This window comes from Pseudomonas sp. IPO3774, from assembly GCF_013386835.1.
GTDB lineage: Bacteria > Pseudomonadota > Gammaproteobacteria > Pseudomonadales > Pseudomonadaceae > Aquipseudomonas.
This window is the reverse complement of record NZ_JACAQY010000018.1, coordinates 238,760-258,619: the sequence shown is the minus strand read 5'-3', so window position 1 is coordinate 258,619 and position 19,860 is coordinate 238,760. Positions and strand designations below refer to the sequence as shown.

21 protein-coding genes and 1 tRNA gene are annotated in these 19,860 nt (G+C 59.8%); 13 read left to right on the top strand and 9 right to left on the bottom strand.

Translation table 11 applies throughout. The annotated features are described in order from the left end of the window. The first annotated feature begins 154 nt into the window (after nucleotides 1–154). On the top strand, nucleotides 155–742 hold the full coding sequence (locus HYE77_RS13080; protein WP_004371163.1) for a YecA family protein: 588 nt from the start codon (nucleotides 155–157) through the stop codon (nucleotides 740–742). A 20-nt stretch (nucleotides 743–762) separates the two neighbouring features. Further along, nucleotides 763–1,155 carry a YbaN family protein gene (locus HYE77_RS13075; RefSeq protein WP_102606413.1) on the top strand — a complete coding sequence of 131 codons (393 nt, stop codon included), beginning with the start codon at nucleotides 763–765 and terminating at the stop codon, nucleotides 1,153–1,155. A 117-nt stretch (nucleotides 1,156–1,272) separates the two neighbouring features. Here HYE77_RS13075 and HYE77_RS13070 read toward each other — a convergent pair whose 3' ends face one another. After that, complete coding sequence (locus HYE77_RS13070; RefSeq protein ID WP_004371166.1) at nucleotides 1,273–1,959, bottom strand: HAD-IA family hydrolase; 687 nt, start codon at nucleotides 1,957–1,959, stop codon at nucleotides 1,273–1,275. Between the two features lie 136 nt (nucleotides 1,960–2,095). On the opposite strand from HYE77_RS13070, the gene HYE77_RS13065 reads away from it, so the two are divergent. Beyond that, nucleotides 2,096–2,452, top strand: a complete 357-nt coding sequence (locus HYE77_RS13065) for a DUF2784 domain-containing protein (RefSeq protein ID WP_177068859.1) — start codon at nucleotides 2,096–2,098, stop codon at nucleotides 2,450–2,452. Here HYE77_RS13065 and HYE77_RS13060 read toward each other — a convergent pair. Further along, nucleotides 2,439–3,407 (bottom strand): SDR family oxidoreductase, encoded by a 969-nt coding sequence (locus tag HYE77_RS13060; protein ID WP_177068858.1) that lies wholly within the window; start codon nucleotides 3,405–3,407, stop codon nucleotides 2,439–2,441. The two genes, HYE77_RS13065 and HYE77_RS13060, sit on opposite strands and share 14 nt — an antisense overlap. A 96-nt stretch (nucleotides 3,408–3,503) precedes the next feature. On the opposite strand from HYE77_RS13060, the gene HYE77_RS13055 reads away from it, so the two are divergent. The 6 genes from HYE77_RS13055 (at nucleotide 3,504) to HYE77_RS13030 (ending at nucleotide 7,202) form a co-directional block, all read left to right on the top strand. Further along, nucleotides 3,504–4,388: a LysR family transcriptional regulator gene (locus tag HYE77_RS13055; protein WP_177068857.1), complete on the top strand. Its 885-nt coding sequence runs from the start codon at nucleotides 3,504–3,506 to the stop codon at nucleotides 4,386–4,388. Nucleotides 4,389–4,442: 54 nt separating this feature from the next. After that, a complete protein-coding gene (locus tag HYE77_RS13050) occupies nucleotides 4,443–5,021 on the top strand; it encodes a DUF4337 domain-containing protein (RefSeq protein WP_177067022.1) in 579 nt (192 codons plus the stop codon). Nucleotides 5,022–5,135: 114 nt separating this feature from the next. Continuing rightward, complete coding sequence (locus HYE77_RS32970) at nucleotides 5,136–5,411, top strand: hypothetical protein (RefSeq protein ID WP_161635744.1); 276 nt, start codon at nucleotides 5,136–5,138, stop codon at nucleotides 5,409–5,411. 158 nt (nucleotides 5,412–5,569) lie between these two features. Further along, on the top strand, nucleotides 5,570–6,232 hold the full coding sequence (locus HYE77_RS13040; protein WP_177035130.1) for a M24 family metallopeptidase: 663 nt from the start codon (nucleotides 5,570–5,572) through the stop codon (nucleotides 6,230–6,232). A gap of 18 nt (nucleotides 6,233–6,250) precedes the next feature. Further along, entirely contained in the window at nucleotides 6,251–6,604 is a 354-nt protein-coding gene (locus HYE77_RS13035; protein WP_008434891.1) for a gamma-glutamylcyclotransferase family protein, read from the top strand. A gap of 328 nt (nucleotides 6,605–6,932) precedes the next feature. Beyond that, on the top strand, nucleotides 6,933–7,202 hold the full coding sequence (locus tag HYE77_RS13030; RefSeq protein ID WP_004371186.1) for a hypothetical protein: 270 nt from the start codon (nucleotides 6,933–6,935) through the stop codon (nucleotides 7,200–7,202). Between the two features lie 103 nt (nucleotides 7,203–7,305). On the opposite strand, the gene HYE77_RS13025 is transcribed toward HYE77_RS13030, so the two are convergent. Then, nucleotides 7,306–7,395 (bottom strand) — tRNA-Ser (locus HYE77_RS13025). Between the two features lie 333 nt (nucleotides 7,396–7,728). Between HYE77_RS13025 and HYE77_RS13020 the strand changes: the two genes are divergently transcribed. The 3 genes from HYE77_RS13020 (at nucleotide 7,729) to HYE77_RS13010 (ending at nucleotide 10,432) form a co-directional block, all read left to right on the top strand. Beyond that, entirely contained in the window at nucleotides 7,729–8,418 is a 690-nt protein-coding gene (locus tag HYE77_RS13020) for a crotonase/enoyl-CoA hydratase family protein (protein ID WP_004371187.1), read from the top strand. 215 nt (nucleotides 8,419–8,633) lie between these two features. Beyond that, the gene (locus HYE77_RS13015) at nucleotides 8,634–9,389 is read left to right on the top strand and encodes a 1-acyl-sn-glycerol-3-phosphate acyltransferase (protein WP_010165976.1); all 756 of its coding nucleotides are present in this window, start codon (nucleotides 8,634–8,636) and stop codon (nucleotides 9,387–9,389) included. 71 nt (nucleotides 9,390–9,460) lie between these two features. After that, nucleotides 9,461–10,432 (top strand): magnesium and cobalt transport protein CorA, encoded by a 972-nt coding sequence (locus HYE77_RS13010; protein ID WP_004371189.1) that lies wholly within the window; start codon nucleotides 9,461–9,463, stop codon nucleotides 10,430–10,432. Nucleotides 10,433–10,563: 131 nt separating this feature from the next. Here HYE77_RS13010 and HYE77_RS13005 read toward each other — a convergent pair whose 3' ends face one another. The 3 genes from HYE77_RS13005 to HYE77_RS12995 all read right to left on the bottom strand — a co-directional run bounded on the left by HYE77_RS13005 (nucleotide 10,564) and on the right by HYE77_RS12995 (nucleotide 14,754). Continuing rightward, nucleotides 10,564–11,292: an amidotransferase gene (locus tag HYE77_RS13005; RefSeq protein ID WP_008434897.1), complete on the bottom strand. Its 729-nt coding sequence runs from the start codon at nucleotides 11,290–11,292 to the stop codon at nucleotides 10,564–10,566. Between the two features lie 95 nt (nucleotides 11,293–11,387). After that, nucleotides 11,388–13,532, bottom strand: coding sequence for a 3-hydroxyacyl-CoA dehydrogenase NAD-binding domain-containing protein (locus HYE77_RS13000; RefSeq protein ID WP_177068856.1), 2,145 nt, complete (start codon nucleotides 13,530–13,532; stop codon nucleotides 11,388–11,390). 16 nt (nucleotides 13,533–13,548) lie between these two features. Next, nucleotides 13,549–14,754, bottom strand: a complete 1,206-nt coding sequence (locus HYE77_RS12995) for an acetyl-CoA C-acetyltransferase (protein ID WP_008434901.1) — start codon at nucleotides 14,752–14,754, stop codon at nucleotides 13,549–13,551. 681 nt (nucleotides 14,755–15,435) lie between these two features. Between HYE77_RS12995 and HYE77_RS12990 the strand changes: the two genes are divergently transcribed. Further along, nucleotides 15,436–16,239, top strand: a complete 804-nt coding sequence (locus tag HYE77_RS12990; protein ID WP_177068855.1) for a cytochrome c — start codon at nucleotides 15,436–15,438, stop codon at nucleotides 16,237–16,239. Between the two features lie 206 nt (nucleotides 16,240–16,445). Here HYE77_RS12990 and HYE77_RS12985 read toward each other — a convergent pair whose 3' ends face one another. From HYE77_RS12985 to HYE77_RS12975, 3 genes are read right to left on the bottom strand one after another with little or no spacing between them, the layout of a single operon-like run. Continuing rightward, a complete protein-coding gene (locus HYE77_RS12985) occupies nucleotides 16,446–17,249 on the bottom strand; it encodes a transglutaminase family protein (protein ID WP_004371203.1) in 804 nt (267 codons plus the stop codon). Then, nucleotides 17,246–18,196 (bottom strand): alpha-E domain-containing protein, encoded by a 951-nt coding sequence (locus tag HYE77_RS12980; RefSeq protein WP_004371204.1) that lies wholly within the window; start codon nucleotides 18,194–18,196, stop codon nucleotides 17,246–17,248. The genes HYE77_RS12985 and HYE77_RS12980 overlap by 4 nt, the downstream gene beginning before the upstream one ends. A 3-nt stretch (nucleotides 18,197–18,199) precedes the next feature. Next, nucleotides 18,200–19,609 (bottom strand): circularly permuted type 2 ATP-grasp protein, encoded by a 1,410-nt coding sequence (locus HYE77_RS12975; RefSeq protein WP_004371206.1) that lies wholly within the window; start codon nucleotides 19,607–19,609, stop codon nucleotides 18,200–18,202. Between the last annotated feature and the right edge of the window lie 251 nt (nucleotides 19,610–19,860).

Sequence of the window (19,860 nt, the reverse complement as noted above, 5' to 3'; positions counted from 1 at the left end):
AAAACGCGGCAGTATACCCGAGCGTTACCCGGCAAAGGGTGCCGTTGGTGAATTGCCGCCGGGCTCAAATACCTCTCAAATCTGTGCTGCGGCTGGCCTGGCAGCTCAAGAAAGCCTAGAATTGCCCATCGTTTATTCCCAAGGTAGTCCGTCAATGTCCTTCGCTGAGCAACTAACCCGCCTGCAAGCCTTCCTCGATGCCGATGAGCTGCACGACGAGGCGCTGGACTACGTGGCCGCCCACGGCTATCTGACCGCGCTGTCGATCTGCTCCGATGTCGTTCCCGACCGTGAATGGATCGACGCCCTGTTCTCCGAAGAGCCTCACTACAGTGATGCCGCCCAGCGCGAAGAAATCGAATCGACCCTGCTGGCCCTCAAGGCTCACATTGGCCGCCAACTGGCTTCCGATGAAGAGTTCGAACTGCCTTGCGACCTGGACCTGGGCGAAGACCCGGACGACTCCGAACTGCGCGGCTGGTGCATCGGTTTCATGGAAGGCGTGTTCCTGCGTGAAGAGGCCTGGTTCGAAACGGCTGAAGAAGAAGTCAGCGAAATGCTGCTGCCGATCATGGTCGGTTCCGGCCTGTTCGACGAGCAACCTGAGTTCTCCGACATCGCCGCCGACGCCAACCTGATGGACGACATGATCGTTCAGATCCCGGAAGCGCTGACCGCCCTGTACCTGCTGTGCAACGCACCTGACGAAAAGCCGGCGATCCTCAAGCCTCGCCACCACTAAGACCGTTGCCCGTGGCGCCCATGGGCAACCGTTCCGCGATCCTGCGTTACGTTCTGCTGGCCATCGGCTGGTTGAGCGTGGCGCTCGGGGTAATCGGCATCTTCCTGCCGGTGCTGCCCACTACCCCCTTCCTTCTGCTGGCTGCCGCCTGCTTTGCCCGTAGCTCCCCGCGCTTCTACCGCTGGCTGGTGGAACACCCGCGCCTGGGGCCGTGGATTCGTGACTATCTGGATGGCAACGGGATTCCGCTCAAGGGCAAGGTGTATGCCATTGGGTTGATGTGGGTGAGTATCGGGTTTTCCTGCTACCTGGTGCCGCTGATCTGGGCGCGAGGGTTCATGCTGACCAGTGCGGTGTTGGTGACGGTTTATATTTTGCGGCAGAAGACCTTGCCCAAGGCACCGCAGGACTAAATGTGGGAGCGGGCTTGCTCGCGAATACGGTGGATCAGTCAGCACATGTATCGGCTGACACACCGTATTCGCGAGCAAGCCCGCTCCCACATTTTTAATCCAGTCGCTTCAGAGGGATCAACGCATCGGCGGCAAGCCATACGCCGCCAAATCAAAGTCAGCCAACTTGCGAATAATCTGGTCAGCATGGTGATACTTGCTGTCCGCCATCGCCTCATCCGGCACCGCAATCGCGGTCATGTGCGCAGCCTTGGCCGCCGTCACGCCAAACGGCGAATCCTCAAACACCAGGCAATCCTCCGGTGCCACACCCAAGCGGCGCGCCGCCGTCAGGAAGATATCCGGCGCCGGCTTGGCCGCCCCGACCTCCGGGTCATCCGCCGTGACGATGGTGTCGAACAACCCAAACCACTCACGGTGCAACGTAGTCTTGTGGCCAAACGAGTTGCGCGACGAACTGGTGCCCACGGCAATCGGAATGTTATGCGCCTTCAAATGCCGCACCAGCGCCTCAGCACCCGGCATGCCCAAGGCCTTGGGGAAACGCTCGCTCATCAGCGGCTCGCGGATCACCAGGAATTCTGCGGGGGTAATCGGCAGGTCCAGCGCCTTGACCACGTAATCCGCCAGGTCCTGGGCGCCGCGACCAATGATGTGCTGCTTGATCCCCCAGTCATAGGTACGGCCATAGCGTTCGGCGATGATCTGTGTGACTTCGGTGTAGATGCCTTCTGTGTCCAGCAACAACCCGTCCATATCGAAAATGACAGCCTTGATCGGGACAGCGGTACGCGGTGCATTCATCACTACAGATCCGTGGGCAAAAGGACTAAAAGGATTCAGCACAATAACGGCCCGCCTTGCCTGCAAGCAACCGTTAAGCTTCCGACCGGCAGTACTGCCCTTTAGAATATCTGCCTTACCCATGGAAGTGCCCCCAATGCTCTACCGCCTTTGCGCCGACGGCCTGGTGCTGTTTCACCTGTCGTTCATCCTCTTCGTATTGTTCGGCGGCCTCCTCGCCCTAAAATGGCGGCCCGTGATGTGGCTGCATTTGCCCGCCGCTGCGTGGGGCGTTGCGGTGGAAGTGTTCCACCTGCCCTGCCCGCTGACCCGCTGGGAAAATCTGTTTCGTCATTTGGCCGGGCAGGACGGATATGGCGGCGGCTTTATCGAGCATTACATCCTGACCCTGATCTACCCGGCCGGGCTGACGCCGCAGATTCAATTGGGGCTGGGCGCGCTGGTGCTGTTGATCAATATCGCGGTGTATGTGCGGCTGATCAGGCGCGCTTAGGCAAGCAGCCGATACCCACCAATGTCGCCTCAACCGCCTCGTCCAAAGGCGTGTGCGGTTCGCTGCCCAATATCTGTACGAGACGGCCGTTATCCATGCGCACCTCGGTTTGCCACAGGTAACGCATTTCCTGCATCTCGCGGAAGGTGGTGACAAAGGGCGCGGCCAGTTTCAGCAGCCACCACGGGAAAGCACGTACAGAAGGCTGCTGGCCGGTCCTGCGTGACACCACCCGCTGAATCGCCTGGCTCATCTGCCGACCATCGGCATCTATGTGCCCCGCCATATGAAAACGGGCGAAGGCATCAAGGCTGTCGCGGCGGGCAATCAACTCGACCATGGTCCTCGCCACATCAGGCAGGTAAGCCCACTGATGCCCCACGCCTGGCGCCCCTGGATAGCTCACGTTGGCCACCGGTTTTGCGGGCTTGACCAGGCCTTGGGAAAACCAGCTGCTGCCGGCCTTGGCGCCGAAAAAATCGCCTGCCCGCACGATCAGCGCTCGTGCGCCCTGCCGGGTCGCCTCAAGCAAACGCTGCTCCAGCTCTACCCGGATCGCGCCCTTGCGGGTAAGTGGATGCTGCGGCGAATCTTCCTCCAACCGCGCGAATGCATCAGGCCCGAAGTTGTACACCGTGCCCGGCAAGACAATCGTCGCCCCTTCAGCGACTGCCGCCGCGATGCTGTTGTCGATCATCGGCAGCACCAGCTCCGCCCAGCGCTGGTAACCGGGCGGATTCACCGCATGCACGATCACCGAACAACCCCGGGCCGCTGCGACGACTTCCCCACGGTTCAGCGCATCACCTTTTATCCAGGTGAAATCGGCATTCTGCTTGTGAGCCTTATCCACATCCCTCGTCAGGGCGCACACCTGCCAGCCGGCAGCGAACAACTGCCGCGCCACCTCGCCACCAATCCCGCCTGTCGCGCCCATTACCAGAACCTTGTTCATGCTTTTTCCCCTGAGGGTTGTGTGATGGGGCGATTCTGTTCGCCGGCGAGCTATAGAGGAATTGCCGAAGATCATCCAGACGCTATACATTTATGCATGGCATCAAATATTGGTTGGGAGCTTTACCGGTCGTTCCTCGGGGTACTCAAGGAAGGATCGTTGTCGGGGGCCGCACGGCAGCTCGGCATCACGCAGCCCACGGTCGGGCGGCACATCGCTGCGCTGGAAAAATCCCTCAACGTGGTGCTGTTCACCCGCTCCGCCAGCGGCCTGTTGCCCACGGCGGTCGCCCTCACCCTGCGCACCCATGCCGAAACCATGGAAACCACGGCTGCCGCACTCGAGCGCGCCGCGTCGCCCCAAGGCCCCGAAGTGCGCGGCGTGGTACGAGTGTCTGCCAGCGAAGTGATCGGCGTGGAAGTCCTGCCGCCGATCATCACCCGCCTGCGCCAACAGCACCCGCACCTCAAGGTCGAACTGGTGCTGAGCAATCGCCTGCTGGACCTGCTGCAACTGGAGGCCGACATCGCGGTGCGAATGATCCGACCCAGCCAGGAACAACTTCTGGCGAAAAGGATCGGCGTTATTGAAGTCGGCCTGCACGCGCGCAACGACTACCTGCAACAACACGGCACGCCCCAGAGCCTGAATGACCTCACGGCCCATTCAGTCATCGGCTACGACCAGGAAAGCGCCTTCATCCGCAGCCTGGCCGTCAAAGGCTTCGACCGCAGCGCCTTTTCCCTCAGCAGCGACAGCGACCTCGCACAACTGGCCCTGATCCGCGCCGGCGCCGGCATCGGTGGCTGCCAGGTCAAACTGGCCCGGCAAGACGCCCGCCTGAGCCGAGTGCTGCCGGACGCATTTGCCCTGCAACTGGACACCTGGGTCACCATGCACGAAGACCTGCGCAACAGCCCGCGCTGCCGCGTCACCTTTGACGCCCTGGTGGCCGGTTTGCAGCATTACGTACAGGATTGAGACAGCTTCGCTGGTGAAGAATCAGAGTCCCTCAAACCCTTCATAGACGCCCCCATGTCCGAAGCCTTCGAAGTCCCCAGCCCCCACGAAAAACACGTCGAACACGCCACCGAACATGCCCACCGCAGCGGGGACAATTTCGCCAGCCGCATCGCCGTGATGACCGCCATCATGGCCACCGTCGGCGCCATGCTCAGCTACCAGGCCGGCTCCACCGAAAGCGAAGCGGCGATGGACAAAAACAACGCCGCCATCTTCAAGACCGAAGCCGCCAACCAGTGGAACTACTACCAGGCCAAATCCAGCCGGCAGAACCTTGCGGAGCTGGCGACGCATATTCCGGGGGTTGATGCCAAGCACTACACCGACGAGATCGAGCGTTATAAAACCCAGAAGGAAGACGTGCGCAAACAAGCCGAAAAGCTCGAGGCCACGTCGAAGGAATGGGATGAAAAGTCAGAACAGGCGCTGCATCAGCATCACCGCTGGGCGCAGGCGATGACCGCGATTCAGATCGCGATTTCGATGGCGGCGATTACCTTGCTGACAAGGAAGGAGTGGTTGAAACGCATGGCCTATACCGCCGGTGGCATGAGTGTGGTGTTGGGTGGGATGGCGTGGTTGCATATTTGAGAGCTGGATTTTCATCGCCCCTCGAAAGCAGAAATACGACGTCACGTATCGTCGTATTTCGCTGATAGCTATCACCAAACCAAACCGACTATAAAACTCGCCATCGCTCGCAACGTGCCGGAGGTACGAAATGCTTATTACGACTTCGCAAACAAAACCTTCCGAGACACTGCGGGCCGACAGCTTCTGGATGGAAATCTGGCAAAGTGGAGCTTTGAGCATCCAGGAAGCCGAAAGGCGGGCGCAGGGCTCGCGACGCTTAAAAGAGGCCTACTCGTCGGTACCCTTCTACGCGAAGAAGGCAGCTCGAGACTCTCAATTCTGGAGCAAATTTTACGCGAGCCGCGTGAATTCGTAGAAAAGGGCAATCTTGCGGGAATCTTCTACTGACCATCTGATACCCCCTCCTCCTAGACTCACTTATATTCACCAGACCCCTCGCGTCAGAAAACATCGGCATATTCCGGCATATCCGCTTGGGGCCCTACACCTACTCGCTATATAGTAAAACGCATAACGCCTGACACTATAAAGCCGAGGAAAAGCCGGTGACCGCACAATCATCCAAGGAAGCTGTGGGCGTCGCCTACAGCATCGAGTCAATGCGCTACGCACAGGCCATGACCTGGCGCGCCATCGAAGCGCTGTCCAAACTCATCCGCCCCGGCATGCTCGAATCCGAAGCCCGCGAACTCGGCAAAAAAGTCCTCGCCGACCTCGACATGCAGCGCATCTGGCACCCGCTGCTGGTGCGCTTCGGCGCCAACACCCTCAAGACCTTCAAGGAACGCTCCGACGGCGACCCGGTGCTGGGGGAAAACGACATCTACTTCATCGACATGGGCGCCGTTTGGCAAGGCCATGAAGGTGATGCGGGGGCGACCTTCAGCACCGGTAACGACCCCGAGCTGAAGGCGTGTGCGAGCGCGGCAAAAGAGTTGTTTGATCGGGTTGAGCGGCGCTGGAGGAACGATAAAGTCGTCGGCCTGGAGCTGTATCGTTTTGCCGAAGAGCAAGCGAAGGAAATGGGTTGGGTGCTGAACCTGGACATCAAAGGGCACCGTGTCAGCGACTTTCCCCATGCGATTTACCGTGGCGGTGATCTTGGGGATTTTGACCAGTATCCGAATGAAGGGCTGTGGATTCTGGAGATACAGATCGCGCACCCGAGCGGGGCTTATGGTGCGTTTTACGAAGATTTGCTGGCTTAACTTTTTCAAGGAATAAAGATGGAACGCTCGACCGAATTTCCCGTGCTGTTGTTTTCCTACGGCACGTTGCAGGACAAGGCAGTGCAGCTGGCCAACTTTGGGCGGGAGTTGGTGGGTCAGCAGGATGCGATGCTGGGGTATTCGACAAGCTGGGTGGAGATTACCGATCCTGAGGTGTTGGCGGCCAGTGGCAAGACCCATCATCCGATTGTTTCGCCGAGCGGGCGGAATGAGGACAGTGTTGAAGGGATGGTGTTTCAGATTACCGAGCAGGAACTGGCGGCGGCGGATGCGTATGAAGTGTCGGACTATAAGCGGGTTTCGGTGGGGTTGGCTTCGGGGTTGACGGCTTGGGTGTATGTGCAGGCTTGAGGGCGTGCAGTTGGTCAGTCGGAGTGATTTCCTACAGATCAATCGGAAGGCATGCCCTGCCGGGTTTGTGAGGTGGGGCATATAGTTCGCCGGTCGCTCTCATAGCGACCGGGTTTGGCGACTCGACTACAAATTGGCAGAGGCCTCCCGGCTAAGTTTGCGGGATGCCCCTACGCGCAATAAGCTGCTCGATGGTAGCTGTGCGTGGGAGACCTTCGGGTCTGCCGGTTTTCCAATTTGTCCGGTTCGCCAACCTGCGTACAGCTGCCACCCTTTTGTTTGGTAACGAATGTGTGGCAGCTCTCCTTAAGCAAACGGAGATTCACGCATGAACCAATACATGGCCCTCACCAGCAACGATTGCGAGACACCTGCCCTTTTTGTAGATACCACTGCGCCGCTGGACGTTTTGCTGGACGCTGCTGGGTATCGAATTCGTGCTGTTACTCAAGTTCTTGAAAATCTGGCACTGCGTGCGGAAATCAGCAGCGATACGGTTGTGCTTAGCGATTTTTCGCTGCTGTGTTCAATTCCATTGCGCGATGGTTGTGATTTGCTGGATGTTATTGGGCGACGTATGGCTACGCAGTGTTCCTAAACCCATTGGCTTAATTTTCCCTGGCACAACCACCTATTCAAACCCCAGAAACCACAAAACCCCTGGCTTCTCTCGAAACCAGGGGTTTTGTTTACATCGAATTTGGCGGTGAAGGAGAGATTCGAACTCTCGATACAATTTCTTGTATACACACTTTCCAGGCGTGCTCCTTAAGCCACTCGGACACTTCACCGTATCTCGTCAAACTGATTCAGTCTGTCGAGGCGCGCTAATGTAGTCGAAAGCTTTTCCGATGGCAAAGGTTTTTTTCAGAATTTTCATGCGCTTAGGCGGTTATGCCGTTCCAGCCCTCTGTGGCGCCATGCACACCACGGCGATTCTGCCATTCTCGGGCACTCACGGCGCTTGTCTATAGTAGCTGCTGCGCCTTGCCGAAGGCCGCCTGCGGGCGGGCATGCGGGAAAAGTCTGACTGGGTAGTCAGTCATGGCGCTTTACCAGGGCGGGCGCGGTGGGTAACGTCTGCCGTCTGTCCTTCTATTACAAGCATTACAAGGAATCGCGTCATGAGTGAGTTGATTGCCTACCACCTCGAAGACGGTATCGCGACCCTGACCCTGAGCAACGGCAAGGTGAATGCCATTTCGCCGGCAGTGGTCAGTGCGTTTAATCAAGCGCTGGATCAGGCCGAGAAGGATCGGGCGGTGGTGATCATCACGGGCACGCCGGGGATTTTGTCCGGTGGCTATGATTTGAAGGTGATGACCGCCGGCCCTAAAGAAGCGGTGAGCCTGGTGACGTCGGGTTCGACCCTCGCCCGCCGCCTGTTGTCGCACCCGTTCCCGGTGATCGTGGCGTGCCCCGGGCACGCGGTGGCCAAGGGGGCATTCCTGCTGTTGTCGGCGGATTACCGGATCGGTGTAGACGGACCGTTCAGCATTGGTCTGAATGAAGTGATGATCGGCATGACCATGCACCACGCCGGGATCGAGCTGGCGCGGGATCGTCTGCGCAAGTCGGCCTTCCACCGATCGGTGATCAATGCCGAGATGTTTAACCCGCAGGACGCGTTGAGCGCCGGGTTCCTGGATAAGGTGGTCGCGCCGGAAGAGTTGCAGGCCGCAGCGCTGGAAGCCGCTCGCCAACTGAAGAAGATCAATATGAACGCCCACAAGCACACCAAGCTGAAGGTGCGTAAGGCGCTGCTGGAAGCCCTGGATGACGCGATCATTCAGGATCAGGGGCACTTGGGTTAATCAAACCTACGCCTGCTGAATCGAAGCCCGACCTTGAGTCGGGCTTTTTCTTACAAAGAATTCCGGTTTGCCTACAACCGCTCTAGACAGTGTCTGTCACAGCATGTTGAAACATGCGCTTAAACATCGCCTATCTTCTGACTCTATAGGGGCAATTGCCGAATACAGTGCACATCCGTACACTGCGCGACCTTTTGTCCCGATGGGCTGTGTCGATGCTTTTTTTGTTACGCATGTTGTTGATGGGCCTGCATTTTATGATTGCGGGCGTACTGGGCGTGCTGCTGGGGATCTGTCGGCCGTTCAATCCGGACAACAGCCGTTACTGCGCGCGCCTGTATGCGGTGCCGGCGATGTGGCTATTGCGCCTGCGAGTGAAGGCCGATGTCGACTCGCTGCGTAACAAGCCCAGCAGTTGCGTGATCATCGCCAACCATCAATCCAACTACGACCTGTTTGTGTTCGGCACCGTGGTGCCGTACCGCACGGTGTGTATCGGCAAGAAGAGCCTGAAGTGGGTGCCGTTGTTCGGACAGTTGTTCTGGCTGGCGGGCAATGTGTTGATCGACCGGGGCAATGCGCACAAGGCGCGGCGTTCGATGCTGACCACCACCCACACCTTGCAGCATGCCGACACCTCGATCTGGGTGTTCCCGGAAGGCACGCGCAACTTCGGTGAAACCCTGCTGCCGTTCAAGAAAGGCGCGTTCCAGATGGCGATCGCCGCAGGCGTGCCGATTGTGCAGGTGTGTGTCAGCACCTATGTGAAGCAGATGAAGCTCAATCGCTGGAACAGTGGCGATATTCTGATTCGCTCGTTGCCGCCGATTCCTACGAAGGGGCTGACGATGGATGACATGCCGCTGTTAATGCAGACCTGTCGCGAGCAAATGCGCGACTGCATCGAGGCGATGGACCGCGAGCTGCAAACCACGCCTGCAATCACGGCTGAACCCCGCCGAATTTGCTGACTCTGATTGGGCAGGGCAGCTAAGCTGCCTGACAGTTGTCATCTGCCATTCAAGAAGAAGCGATCAGCACTATGGGTAGAGTTGTTGCGGCCGCCGTCTATAGCGCCGGAAAGAAAGTCACTGATATCACCCTCGACGAAGGCGCCGCGTGGGCCGCCAAGCCTGACCACTTTGTGTGGATCGGCCTGGAAGAGCCCAGCGCACTGGAACTGGCCAACCTGCAGCGCCAGTTCAACCTGCACGAACTGGCCATCGAAGACGCCCTGGAAAAACACAGCCGGCCCAAGCTTGAAACCTTCGGCGACGCGCTGTTTATCGTGACCTACTCACCGGTGCGCGATAACGGCAAGCTGGAGTTTATCGAAACCCATATCTTTGCCGGCAACGGCTACATCATCACCGCCCGCAACGGCCATTCGGCGTCCTACGGCTATGTGCGCCAGCGCTGTGAGGCGCGGCCGCTGTTGCTGGAGCATGGGGAAGATTTCGTACTCTATGCGCTGCTGGATTTTGTTACCGAGAACTACCAGCCAGTGAGCGAGGCGATTCATGCCGAGGTCGATGAGCTGGAGCGCAACGTGTTGTGCAACTCCCTGAGTGAAGCGGATATCCAGAAGCTCCACGGCCTGCGCCGCGATGTGCTGCGACTGAAGCGCTATGTGGCACCGATGGTGGAGATCAGTCAGGAATTGCAGAAACTGAGCTTCCCGTTTATCGACAAGAACATGCGTCCGTACTTTCGCGATGTGCAGATTCACGTCACCCGGCAGATGGAAGACCTGACCACCTTGCGGGATATCGCCAGCCAGACCATCGAGATTGGGGTGTTGCTGGAAGCCTCGCGCCAAAGCGTGGTGCAACGCAAGTTTGCCGCGTGGGCAGCGATTCTGGCGTTCCCAACGGCGGTGGCCGGGATTTACGGGATGAACTTCCAGAACATGCCGGAGCTGCAGTGGCACTACGGCTATTTTGCGGTGCTGGGGTTTATTGCGGTGGGGTGTACAAGTTTGTGGGCCAGCTTCAAGCGTTCAGGCTGGCTGTAGGAAAACTGCTGTTGTGGCGAGGGAGCTTGCTCCCGCTGGGGTGCGAAGCGCCCCCAAGGCTTGCGACTGCTGCGCAGCCGAACGGGAGCAAGCTCCCTCGCCACAAAAAGCTCGTCAATCAACCCGAATAGTTAGGCCACGTCCGCTTTTGGTTTGTGCGCCACAAACCGCATCATCCATTCCGCCACGGTAACGCCGTGATGGTCTCGCTCCAGGCTGGCCACACCGTTGGTGTAGACCTTCTCCCCCAGCGTTGTCTGAAGAATCTCCAGCAACTCGCGGGAATAGTCGTGGATAAATTCCGGGTGGCCCTGGAAGCACAGCACCTGGTCTTCAATGTGGTACGCCGCAAACGGGCAGAACTCGCTGGAGGCGATCACGGTGGCGTTTTCCGGCAAGGTGGTGACCTGGTCCTGGTGGCTGATCAACAGCGTCAGTTCTTCCACCACCGGGCTCATCCACGGTGCCTTGGCGTTCAGTTTGTAGTCATGGATGCCCATGCCCCAGCCCTTGGTCGCCCGCTCGGTCTTGCCACCCAACAGCAGCGCCAGCAACTGGTGGCCGAAGCAGATGCCGATCAGCTTGTCGCCGCGGGCATGGCGGTCCAGCAGGTAGGTCTTGAGGGTCTGGATCCACGGATCGGTGCCAAAGGAGTCGGCCTTGCTGCCCGTCACCAGGTACGCGTCGAACACTTCTTCATCCGCCGGGTATTCACCCTGCACCACGTTATAGATGACGAACTCGGCGGCAATCGGCTGTTTGGAGAACAGGCGCTTGAACATCTGCCCGTACCCTTGGTACTGATCGATCAGCCCAGGACGCAGGATATCGGTTTCCAGGATGCACACGCGTAACGACATAAAAAATACCTGACACGGCGATGGGAATAATGAACACCCCCAGAGCCTGCCTTGAAATACCCTTTCAAGGCAAGCCCCGCACATGCCCAAAAGCGTCAGAAGGTCGCGTTCTGTGCAGCTTTCTCCAACAGCAGCGCCGGCGGCGTGAAGCGCTCACCATATTGCTCGGCCAGGTAGCGGGCGCGGGCGACGAAATCGTTCAGGCCGTACTGGTTGATGAATTGCAGCGCTCCGCCGCTCCAGGCGGCAAAGCCGATACCGAAGATCGAGCCGACGTTGGCATCAGCCGTCGACATCAATACGCCCTCCTCCACACAGCGCACGGTTTCGATGGCCTGGATGAACAGCAAACGGTCGCGCACGTCTTGCGGCGAGATCTGTTGGCCAGGCTTTTCGAAGCGGTTTTTCAGCTCCGGCCACAGGTGTTTCTGCCCGCCCGCCGGGTATTCGTAGAAACCGCCACCCGCCGCCTTGCCCGGGCGCTTGTATTCAATGAGCAACAGGTCGATCACGGCAAACGCCGGGTGCTGCGGTAACGGCTTGCCCTCGGCCTGTAGGTCCTTGGCCGTCTGTTGACGGATATGGCTCATCAGGCTGAGGGAAACTTCGTCAGAGACCGCCAGCGGCCCCACCGGCATCCCGGCCTTGCGCGCCTCGGTCTCGATCATCGGTGCGGCCACGCCTTCGCCGAGCATGGCGATACCTTCATTGGTGAAGGTGCCGAACACCCTTGAAGTGAAGAAGCCGCGGCTGTCGTTGACCACGATCGGGGTTTTCTTGATTTGCAGTACGAAGTCGAATCCCCGCGCCAGGGTTTCGTCGCTGGTGCGGGCGCCCTTGATGATTTCCACCAGGGGCATTTTGTCCACCGGGCTGAAGAAATGCAGGCCGATAAACTTGCCCTGGTCTGGAACGGCGGTGGCTAACCCGCTGATGGGCAAGGTGGAGGTGTTGGAGGCGATCACCGCTTCGGCACCCACCACGCTTTGCGCGGCCGCCGAGACCTTGGCCTTGAGTTCCCGATCCTCGAAGACGGCTTCGATGATCAGGTCGCAGCCGGCAAGATCGGCGTCGGATTCGGTAGGAACAATCCGCGCGAGGATGGTTTCCCGCTGTTCGGCGGTCAATTGCCCACGCCCGACCTTCTTGTCCAGCAACGTGGCCGAGTGGGCCTTGCCCTTCTCTGCCGCCGCCTGGCTGACGTCCTTGAGCACCACCTCAATGCCCGCCGAGGCGCTGACGTAGGCAATGCCCGCGCCCATCATCCCGGCGCCGAGCACGCCGACCTTGCGTGTTACATAAGGTGCAAAGCCCTTGGGCCGCGAACTGCCAGCATTGATTTCATTGAGTTGGAACCAGAAGGTGCCAATCATGTTTTTCGCCACTTGCCCGGTGACCAGCTCGGTGAAGTAGCGGGTCTCGATCAAGTGCGCGGTGTCGAAATCCACCTGGGCACCTTCCACGGCGGCGCAGAGGATTTTTTCCGGGGCCGGGAAGCAGCCGTTGGTTTTGGCGCGCAGGATCGATGGCGCAATGGCGAGCATTTGCGCGACTTTCGGGTTGGACGGCGTACCACCCGGGATCTGGTAGCCCTTGATGTCCCAACGCTGTTTCGCCTCGGGGTTGGCCAGAATCCACGCCCGGGACTTGGCCAGCAGCTCGTCACGGTCTGCCGCCAGCTCATCAATCAACCCGGCTTGCAGCGCCTGCTGCGGCGTAATCTTTTTGCCTTCCAGCAAGTAGGGCAAGGCTTTTTCCAGGCCCAGCATCCGCACCATGCGCACCACACCGCCGCCACCCGGCAAAAGCCCGAGGGTGACTTCCGGCAGGCCAATCTGTACCGACTTGTGGTCCAGCGCCACACGGTGCTGGCACGCCAGGCAGATCTCCCAGCCACCGCCCAGCGCTGCGCCGTTGATCGCGGCCACTACCGGTTTGCCGAGGGTTTCCAGGGTGCGCAGTTGCGCCTTCAGCACCAGCACGCTGTCGTAGAAATCCTTGGCGTGGGGCTTGTCGACCTTGATCAGTTCATTAAGGTCGCCGCCGGCAAAGAAGGTCTTCTTCGCCGAGGTGATGATCACGCCCGCAATCGAATCCTTCTCGGCGTCCAGGCGGGCGACGGTGGCCGCCATGGCCTCGCGGTACACCCCGTTCATGGTGTTGGCGCTCTGGCCGGGCATGTCGATGGTCAGCACCACAATCTGGTCCTGGCCCTTTTCGTAACGAATGGCATCGGTCATGACTGATTCCTTAGGCTCAGAGGCGTTCGATGATAGTGGCGATACCCATGCCGCCGCCGACACACAGGGTGGCCAGGCCATAACGCTGCTGGCGCACCTCCAGCTCATCGAGCAAGGTGCCGAGAATCGCGCAGCCCGTGGCGCCCAGCGGGTGGCCCATGGCGATGGAGCCACCGTTGACGTTGACCCGGGCGGCGTCGATGCCCATGTCCTTGATGAACTTGAGCACCACCGACGCAAACGCTTCGTTGACCTCGAACAGGTCGATGTCTTCAACCCGCAAACCCGCCTTGGCCAGTGCCTTGCGGGTTGCCGGTGCCGGGCCGGTCAACATGATGGTGGGGTCGGTACTGGTGACAGCGGTGGCGACGATCCGCGCCCGGGGTTGCAGGCCGAGTTCGCGACCTTTGGCTTCAGAACCGATCAGCATCAGCGCCGCGCCATCGACGATCCCGGAACTGTTGCCCGGTGTGTGCACGTGATTGATGCGTTCGACGTGGCTGTAGACCCGCAACGCCGTGGCGTCGAAGCCCATCTGGCCCATCATTTCGAAGCTGGGCTTGAGTTTGCCCAGGCCTTCGAGGGTGGAGTCGGCACGGATGAATTCGTCCTGATCCAGCAGCACAATGCCATTTTGGTCCTGCACGGCGATCAGCGACTTGTTGAAGGAACCGTCTGATCTGGCCCGCGCCGCTTTCTGCTGTGAGTGCAGGGCAAAGGCGTCGACGTCCTGGCGGGTGAAGCCTTCCAGGGTGGCGATCAGGTCGGCACCGATGCCTTGCGGGGTGAAATGGCTGTGCATATTGGTTTGCGGGTCGAGCACCCAGGCGCCGCCGTCACTGCCCATGGGCACTCGGGACATGGACTCGACGCCGCCCACCACCACGAGGTCTTCAAAGCCGGAGCGCACTTTCATCGCGCCGAGGTTCACGGCTTCCAGGCCCGAGGCGCAAAACCGGTTGATCTGCACACCGGCGACGCTGATATCCCAGTCCGCCACCAAGGCGGCGGTCTTGGCGATGTCGGCGCCCTGGTCGCCAATCGGTGTGACACAGCCCAGGACGATGTCATCCACTTGCCGGGTGTCGAGGTCGGTGCGCTGTTGCAGTGCCGTCAGCAAACCGGCCACCAGGTTCACCGGCTTGACGCTGTGCAGGGCGCCATCCGCCTTGCCTTTGCCCCGGGGCGTGCGTATCGCATCAAAGATCAAAGCTTGGGTCATGACGTCCTCGAATCACTATGCAACGAATCGTGCCCTTACCTTAGGCGCCAGGGCGCCGGATTCAATGACCGAACCGCTCATTGACCTTGACGCTCACGCTCAGACGAACGGTAGGAGGCTACGGGAATCGGCTGATTAATCGTTTTAGCTGTCTAGCCGTAGGGCTGGCGTCTGGCTGGCAATTGGCCTCATGCCTTTTTAATAAGTTTTATTAAGTTAATGAGATGAAATGGATCTAAGCCATGTAGAACGAGGGCTCTAAGGTTGAATCTGTAAGAGAAGTTAAAGGTTGCTGCCGGGTTTTGCTGGAGCACCCGTAGGAACTGTAAGAAAAGAGTCATGTAGCACCGTCATAGTTGAATCGACCGGCACGCATTTGACGCTCAGGAATAACAACAAAAGGCAGTCAGCCATGTTCAAGCATTCGAAAGTACGTCAGGCGGGACTTATTCTGTTCGCCACCACCCTGATTCTGATCTTGCCCAACCTCACCAAGGTCATTGGGTGACCTCTCACACCCCACATTCTGCGCAGACACAGCGCCAGGATCGCAGCCTTTGGCAGCGCCTTTCGGGATATTGCGTATAGCGATCCCGTCAGGGGCTGCCGTTTTGCGCGCCGAGATTTTTTGATTTTGCGGTATCGTGAGTTCCACCGCCTTTTCCGATATGTGGCCCTTCCTTGAAACAGATCATCGTCCTCCTGATCCTGCTGCTGGCCTTGCCGGCGCACGCCGCGAAATTGACCGTCGAGCTGGATCACGCCAGCAAAACCTGGGAAACCACCGAACTGCTCAAGCGTCCGGATGCGCAGACGGTGCAGATCGTTGATGACGTTTCCTACAAGCGCAACATGACGTATCGCGCAGTGCCGTTGGCAGCGCTGTTGCCAGGCATCATGCCGGATAACCATCTGCAGGCAGTGGCCCTCGACGGCTTTGCCGCGGAACTGACGGCGGCACCGCTGCTATCAAAAAGCGGCGCGCGGGCCTGGCTGGCGGTGGAAGATCCGGCGCATCCGTGGCCACCACTGGCAGACGGCAAGCCCAGTGCCGGGCCGTTTTATCTGGTGTGGACCGATCCACAAGCCGGGCATATCAGCCCTGAGCAGTGGCCGTTTCAGATTTCCGGGATCAAGCAGTTGAAGTCGGTGGCGGAGCGCTTCCCGGCGTTGTTGCCGGATCCGAAACTGGCGGCGAATGACCCGGTGAATCAGGGGTTCGCACTGTTCCAGAAGAACTGCCTGGCATGTCATCGCCTGAACGGGGCCGGCGATGCGCAGGTGGGGCCGGACCTGAATATTCCTTACAACCCCACTGAATATTTTGCCGGGGATTTCCTCAAGCGCTACATCCGCGATCCGCAAAGCATGCGGCACTGGCCACAGGCGAAAATGCCGGCGTTTGCCACCAGCGTGCTGCCGGATGCGGACCTGGATCTGCTGGTGGGGTATTTGAAGCATATGGCGGGCAGAAAGCAGCCTTAAGGCTCGGGTAAATCTGTGGCGAGGGAGCTTGCTCCCGCTGGGCTGCGCAGCAGCCCCAATCAGGCAATCACATTTCTCCAGACAGAACTCGGGGGCATGCCTTGGGGCCGCTTCGCGGCCCAGCGGGAGCAAGCTCCCTCGCCACAAAAAGCTGTCCTGGCACGGAGAGCTTTCCTGCTACACAGAGCTCCCTCTCTCCCTGGATCCTACTGCTGCTGCACCGAAATCACCGGTGTCGGCGCTACAAATACCTTGGCATGCATCTGCTCATGCCCTCCCCCACGACGCATGCCTCGTACCGGGCAGGCGTCCAGGTAATCCAGACCCACCGCCAGCTTCAAATGCCGCTCCGGCCGCGCCAGTTGATTGGTCACGTCAAAACTGTACCAGGCGTCATCCAGCCACGCTTCAGCCCAGGCATGGCTGGCGAGGTGCTCGCAGTCTTCGCTATACAAATACCCCGACACATAACGCGCCGGAATCCCCAGGCTGCGGGCACAGGCGAGGAAGGCGTGGGTGTGGTCCTGGCACACCCCGGCACGCCCGGCAAACGCCTTGGCCGCACAGGTGTCGACTTCGGTAGAACCCGGCGAATAGGTCATGTACTGGTTCAGCGCGTGCATCAGGTCGATCAATGCGCTGCGGTCGCGGCGTTGATGGCAATGCTTTTCGGCAAAGCTGCGCAGGGCCTCGTCCGGCTCGGTCAACCGGGTGCAGCGCAGGAACGGGAAGGCCGACTGGCTTTCATGCTCGGCCTCGCGCAATTCGTCGATATCCACCTGGCCACGGGCGCCAATGATGATGGCTTCATGGGGCTCGTCCAGGGTCAACACGTGCAGGATGTTGCCGAACGGGTCCAGTTGCGCCCGTACCGGCCGGGGCAAGTCCAACTGCCAACTGAGGACATGCTGGCGCTCGCTGTCGTGGGGCGTGAGCCGCAGGTACTGGATGCTGGCACGCACCTGGTCTTCGTAGTGGTAGGTGGTTTCGTGGCTGATGGAAAGTCTCATGCCGCCTCCAGGTAGGAACTGTAAATAGCATCGCCCAGCTCGCGCACGAGCGGGATGAAGTCGGTCAGCCAAGCGTGCAGGCCTTCCTCGAGAATTTCGTCGATGGCGGTATAGCGCAGGCGTGCGTCCATTTCCGCTGCCAGGCGTTGGGCCGGGCGACCGTTGATGCCGGGCAGGCTGCCAAGGATCTGGTCGATCTCTTCACTGCAGGCCCGCAGTGATCGCGGCACGTCGGCGCGCAGCAGCAACAGCTCGGCGACTTGTCGGGCGCCGGGGGCATCACGGTAGATTTCTGTGTAGGCCTCGAACGACGACAACGCCCGCAACAACGCACTCCATTGATAGTAGGCGTGGGCGGTACCATCGGTGACCGCTTCGGCCTGGTCGCCGGCCATTTCATAGCGGGCGTCGAGCAAGCGCAGGGTGTTGTCGGCGCGCTCGATAAAGGTGCCCAGGCGAATAAAACGAAAGGCGTCGTTACGCATGATGGTGCCGTAGGTGGCACCGCGGAACAGGTGGGAACGTTCCTTGACCCACTCGCAGAACCGGCTCATGCCGTAGCGGCTCAGGCCTTGCTGGGCGATGTCGCGAATCTCCAGCCAGGTGGCGTTGATGTTTTCCCACATGTCGGCGGTGATTCGCCCACGCACGGCATGGGCACTGGCGCGTGCAGCGCCGAGGCAGCTATAGATGCTGGCCGGGTTGGCAGCATCCAGGGCGAAGAAGTGCAGCAGGCGTTCGGCGTGCAGTTCACCGTGGCGCTCGCGGTAATCGTCGAGGGTGCCGGTGATCAGCAGCGGCATCGCCAGTTCATGCAGGCCATCGCCGCGCCCGTCCTGGGGCATCAGCGACAGCGAATAACTGACATCGAGCATGCGCGCGAGGTTTTCCGCGCGCTCCAGGTAGCGTGACATCCAATACAAATCCGAGGCAGTTCTACTCAACATATTTCAATCCTCGACCACCCAGGTGTCTTTGGTGCCGCCGCCCTGGGACGAGTTGACCACCAACGAGCCTTCCCGCAGCGCCACACGAGTCAGGCCGCCGGGGACCACACGGGTTTCCTTGCCTTGCAGCACAAACGGGCGCAGGTCGATATGCCGTGGGGCGATGCCGTTTTCGACGAAGGTCGGGCACGTCGACAGGCACAGCGTTGGCTGCGCGATGTAGGCGTGGGGCTTGGCCTTGATGCGTGCACGGAAGGCTTCGATTTCCGCTGCCGAGGCGGCCGGGCCGACCAACATGCCATAGCCACCGGAGCCCTGGGTTTCCTTCACCACCAGTTGCGGAAGGTTGGCCAGTACGTGGGACAGTTCACTGGGATTACGGCACTGGAACGTCGGAACATTCTTCAGGATCGGTTCTTCATCCAGGTAAAAACGGATCATCTCGGTGACGAAGGGGTACACCGACTTGTCATCCGCCACCCCGGTGCCGATGGCATTGGCCAACACCACGTTGCCCGAGCGATACGCCGCCAGCAGGCCCGGTACGCCGAGCATGGAGTCCGGGTTGAAGGCCAGCGGGTCGAGGAACGCGTCGTCGAGGCGACGGTAGATCACATCCACCGCCTTGGGACCATCGGTGGTGCGCATGAACACGCGGTCATCACGCACGAACAGGTCGGCGCCTTCCACCAGTTCCACGCCCATTTCCCGGGCCAGGAATGCATGCTCGAAGAACGCACTGTTGAAACGCCCAGGCGTCAGCACCACCACACTGGGATTATCCAGCGGGCTGGAGCTTTTCAGGGTGTCGAGCAACAGGTTGGGATAGTGGTCGATGGGCGCGATGCGCTGGGCCGCGAACAGTTCGGGGAACAGGCGCATCATCATCTTGCGGTCTTCGAGCATGTAGCTCACGCCGCTGGGGGTGCGCAGATTGTCTTCGAGGACGTAGTAAGTGCCGTCGCCATCGCGTACGAGGTCGACACCTGAGATGTGGGAATAGATATCCCGGTGCAGGTCCAGGCCCTGCATCGCCAACTGGTATTGCTCGTTGGCCAGCACTTGCTCGGCGGGGATGATCCCAGCCTTGATAATGCGTTGTTCGTGGTAGAGGTCGGCGAGAAACATGTTCAGCGCCTTGACCCGCTGGATGCAGCCGCGCTCGACGATCCGCCATTCACTGGCCGGGATGCTGCGGGGGATCGTGTCGAAGGGGATCAGGCGCTCGGTACCTTGCTCATCGCCATACAAGGTGAAGGTGATACCGGCCCGGTGAAACAGCAAATCGGCTTCGCGCCGGCGCTGGGCCAGCAGTTCGGCCGGCGTGTCGGCCAACCAGCGGGCAAATTCGCGGTAATGGGGGCGCACCTGCCCTGCCCCGTCGTACATCTCATCATAATAAGTGCGGATCATGCCGTACTCCTTGTCACCCGGACGCCAGAACCATCGCAAGGCCCGTGCCAGCGGCATAAACACTTAAGTATCAATCAGTTGGATATAGACGCAGGTCTCATCGCACCGTCCCGGTGCAGCAAATGCCCGCTGTCATGGGCGGCGCCTCATTGCAATGCAGGCCATGACTATCACCAGCATAGTCAGAGTTGATTTCACTGCCCGGCAAACCCCGCGGATAATCACCTCCATCAGCTGAACAGGACGCGTCC

Coding starts and splice junctions, on each gene's coding strand:
- HYE77_RS13035 (WP_008434891.1), top strand. CDS start 6,251: ATGGAACGCTCGACCGAATTTCCCGTGCTGTTGTTTTCCTACGGCACG.
- HYE77_RS12975 (WP_004371206.1), bottom strand. CDS start 19,609: ATGATCCGCACTTATTATGATGAGATGTACGACGGGGCAGGGCAGGTG.
- HYE77_RS13080 (WP_004371163.1), top strand. CDS start 155: ATGTCCTTCGCTGAGCAACTAACCCGCCTGCAAGCCTTCCTCGATGCC.
- HYE77_RS13060 (WP_177068858.1), bottom strand. CDS start 3,407: ATGAACAAGGTTCTGGTAATGGGCGCGACAGGCGGGATTGGTGGCGAG.
- HYE77_RS13000 (WP_177068856.1), bottom strand. CDS start 13,532: ATGACCGATGCCATTCGTTACGAAAAGGGCCAGGACCAGATTGTGGTG.
- HYE77_RS13050 (WP_177067022.1), top strand. CDS start 4,443: ATGTCCGAAGCCTTCGAAGTCCCCAGCCCCCACGAAAAACACGTCGAA.
- HYE77_RS13070 (WP_004371166.1), bottom strand. CDS start 1,959: ATGAATGCACCGCGTACCGCTGTCCCGATCAAGGCTGTCATTTTCGAT.
- HYE77_RS13015 (WP_010165976.1), top strand. CDS start 8,634: ATGCTTTTTTTGTTACGCATGTTGTTGATGGGCCTGCATTTTATGATT.
- HYE77_RS12995 (WP_008434901.1), bottom strand. CDS start 14,754: ATGACCCAAGCTTTGATCTTTGATGCGATACGCACGCCCCGGGGCAAA.
- HYE77_RS13010 (WP_004371189.1), top strand. CDS start 9,461: ATGGGTAGAGTTGTTGCGGCCGCCGTCTATAGCGCCGGAAAGAAAGTC.
- HYE77_RS13065 (WP_177068859.1), top strand. CDS start 2,096: ATGCTCTACCGCCTTTGCGCCGACGGCCTGGTGCTGTTTCACCTGTCG.
- HYE77_RS13030 (WP_004371186.1), top strand. CDS start 6,933: ATGAACCAATACATGGCCCTCACCAGCAACGATTGCGAGACACCTGCC.
- HYE77_RS12985 (WP_004371203.1), bottom strand. CDS start 17,249: ATGAGACTTTCCATCAGCCACGAAACCACCTACCACTACGAAGACCAG.
- HYE77_RS13020 (WP_004371187.1), top strand. CDS start 7,729: ATGAGTGAGTTGATTGCCTACCACCTCGAAGACGGTATCGCGACCCTG.
- HYE77_RS13075 (WP_102606413.1), top strand. CDS start 763: ATGGGCAACCGTTCCGCGATCCTGCGTTACGTTCTGCTGGCCATCGGC.
- HYE77_RS13055 (WP_177068857.1), top strand. CDS start 3,504: ATGGCATCAAATATTGGTTGGGAGCTTTACCGGTCGTTCCTCGGGGTA.
- HYE77_RS13005 (WP_008434897.1), bottom strand. CDS start 11,292: ATGTCGTTACGCGTGTGCATCCTGGAAACCGATATCCTGCGTCCTGGG.
- HYE77_RS12980 (WP_004371204.1), bottom strand. CDS start 18,196: ATGTTGAGTAGAACTGCCTCGGATTTGTATTGGATGTCACGCTACCTG.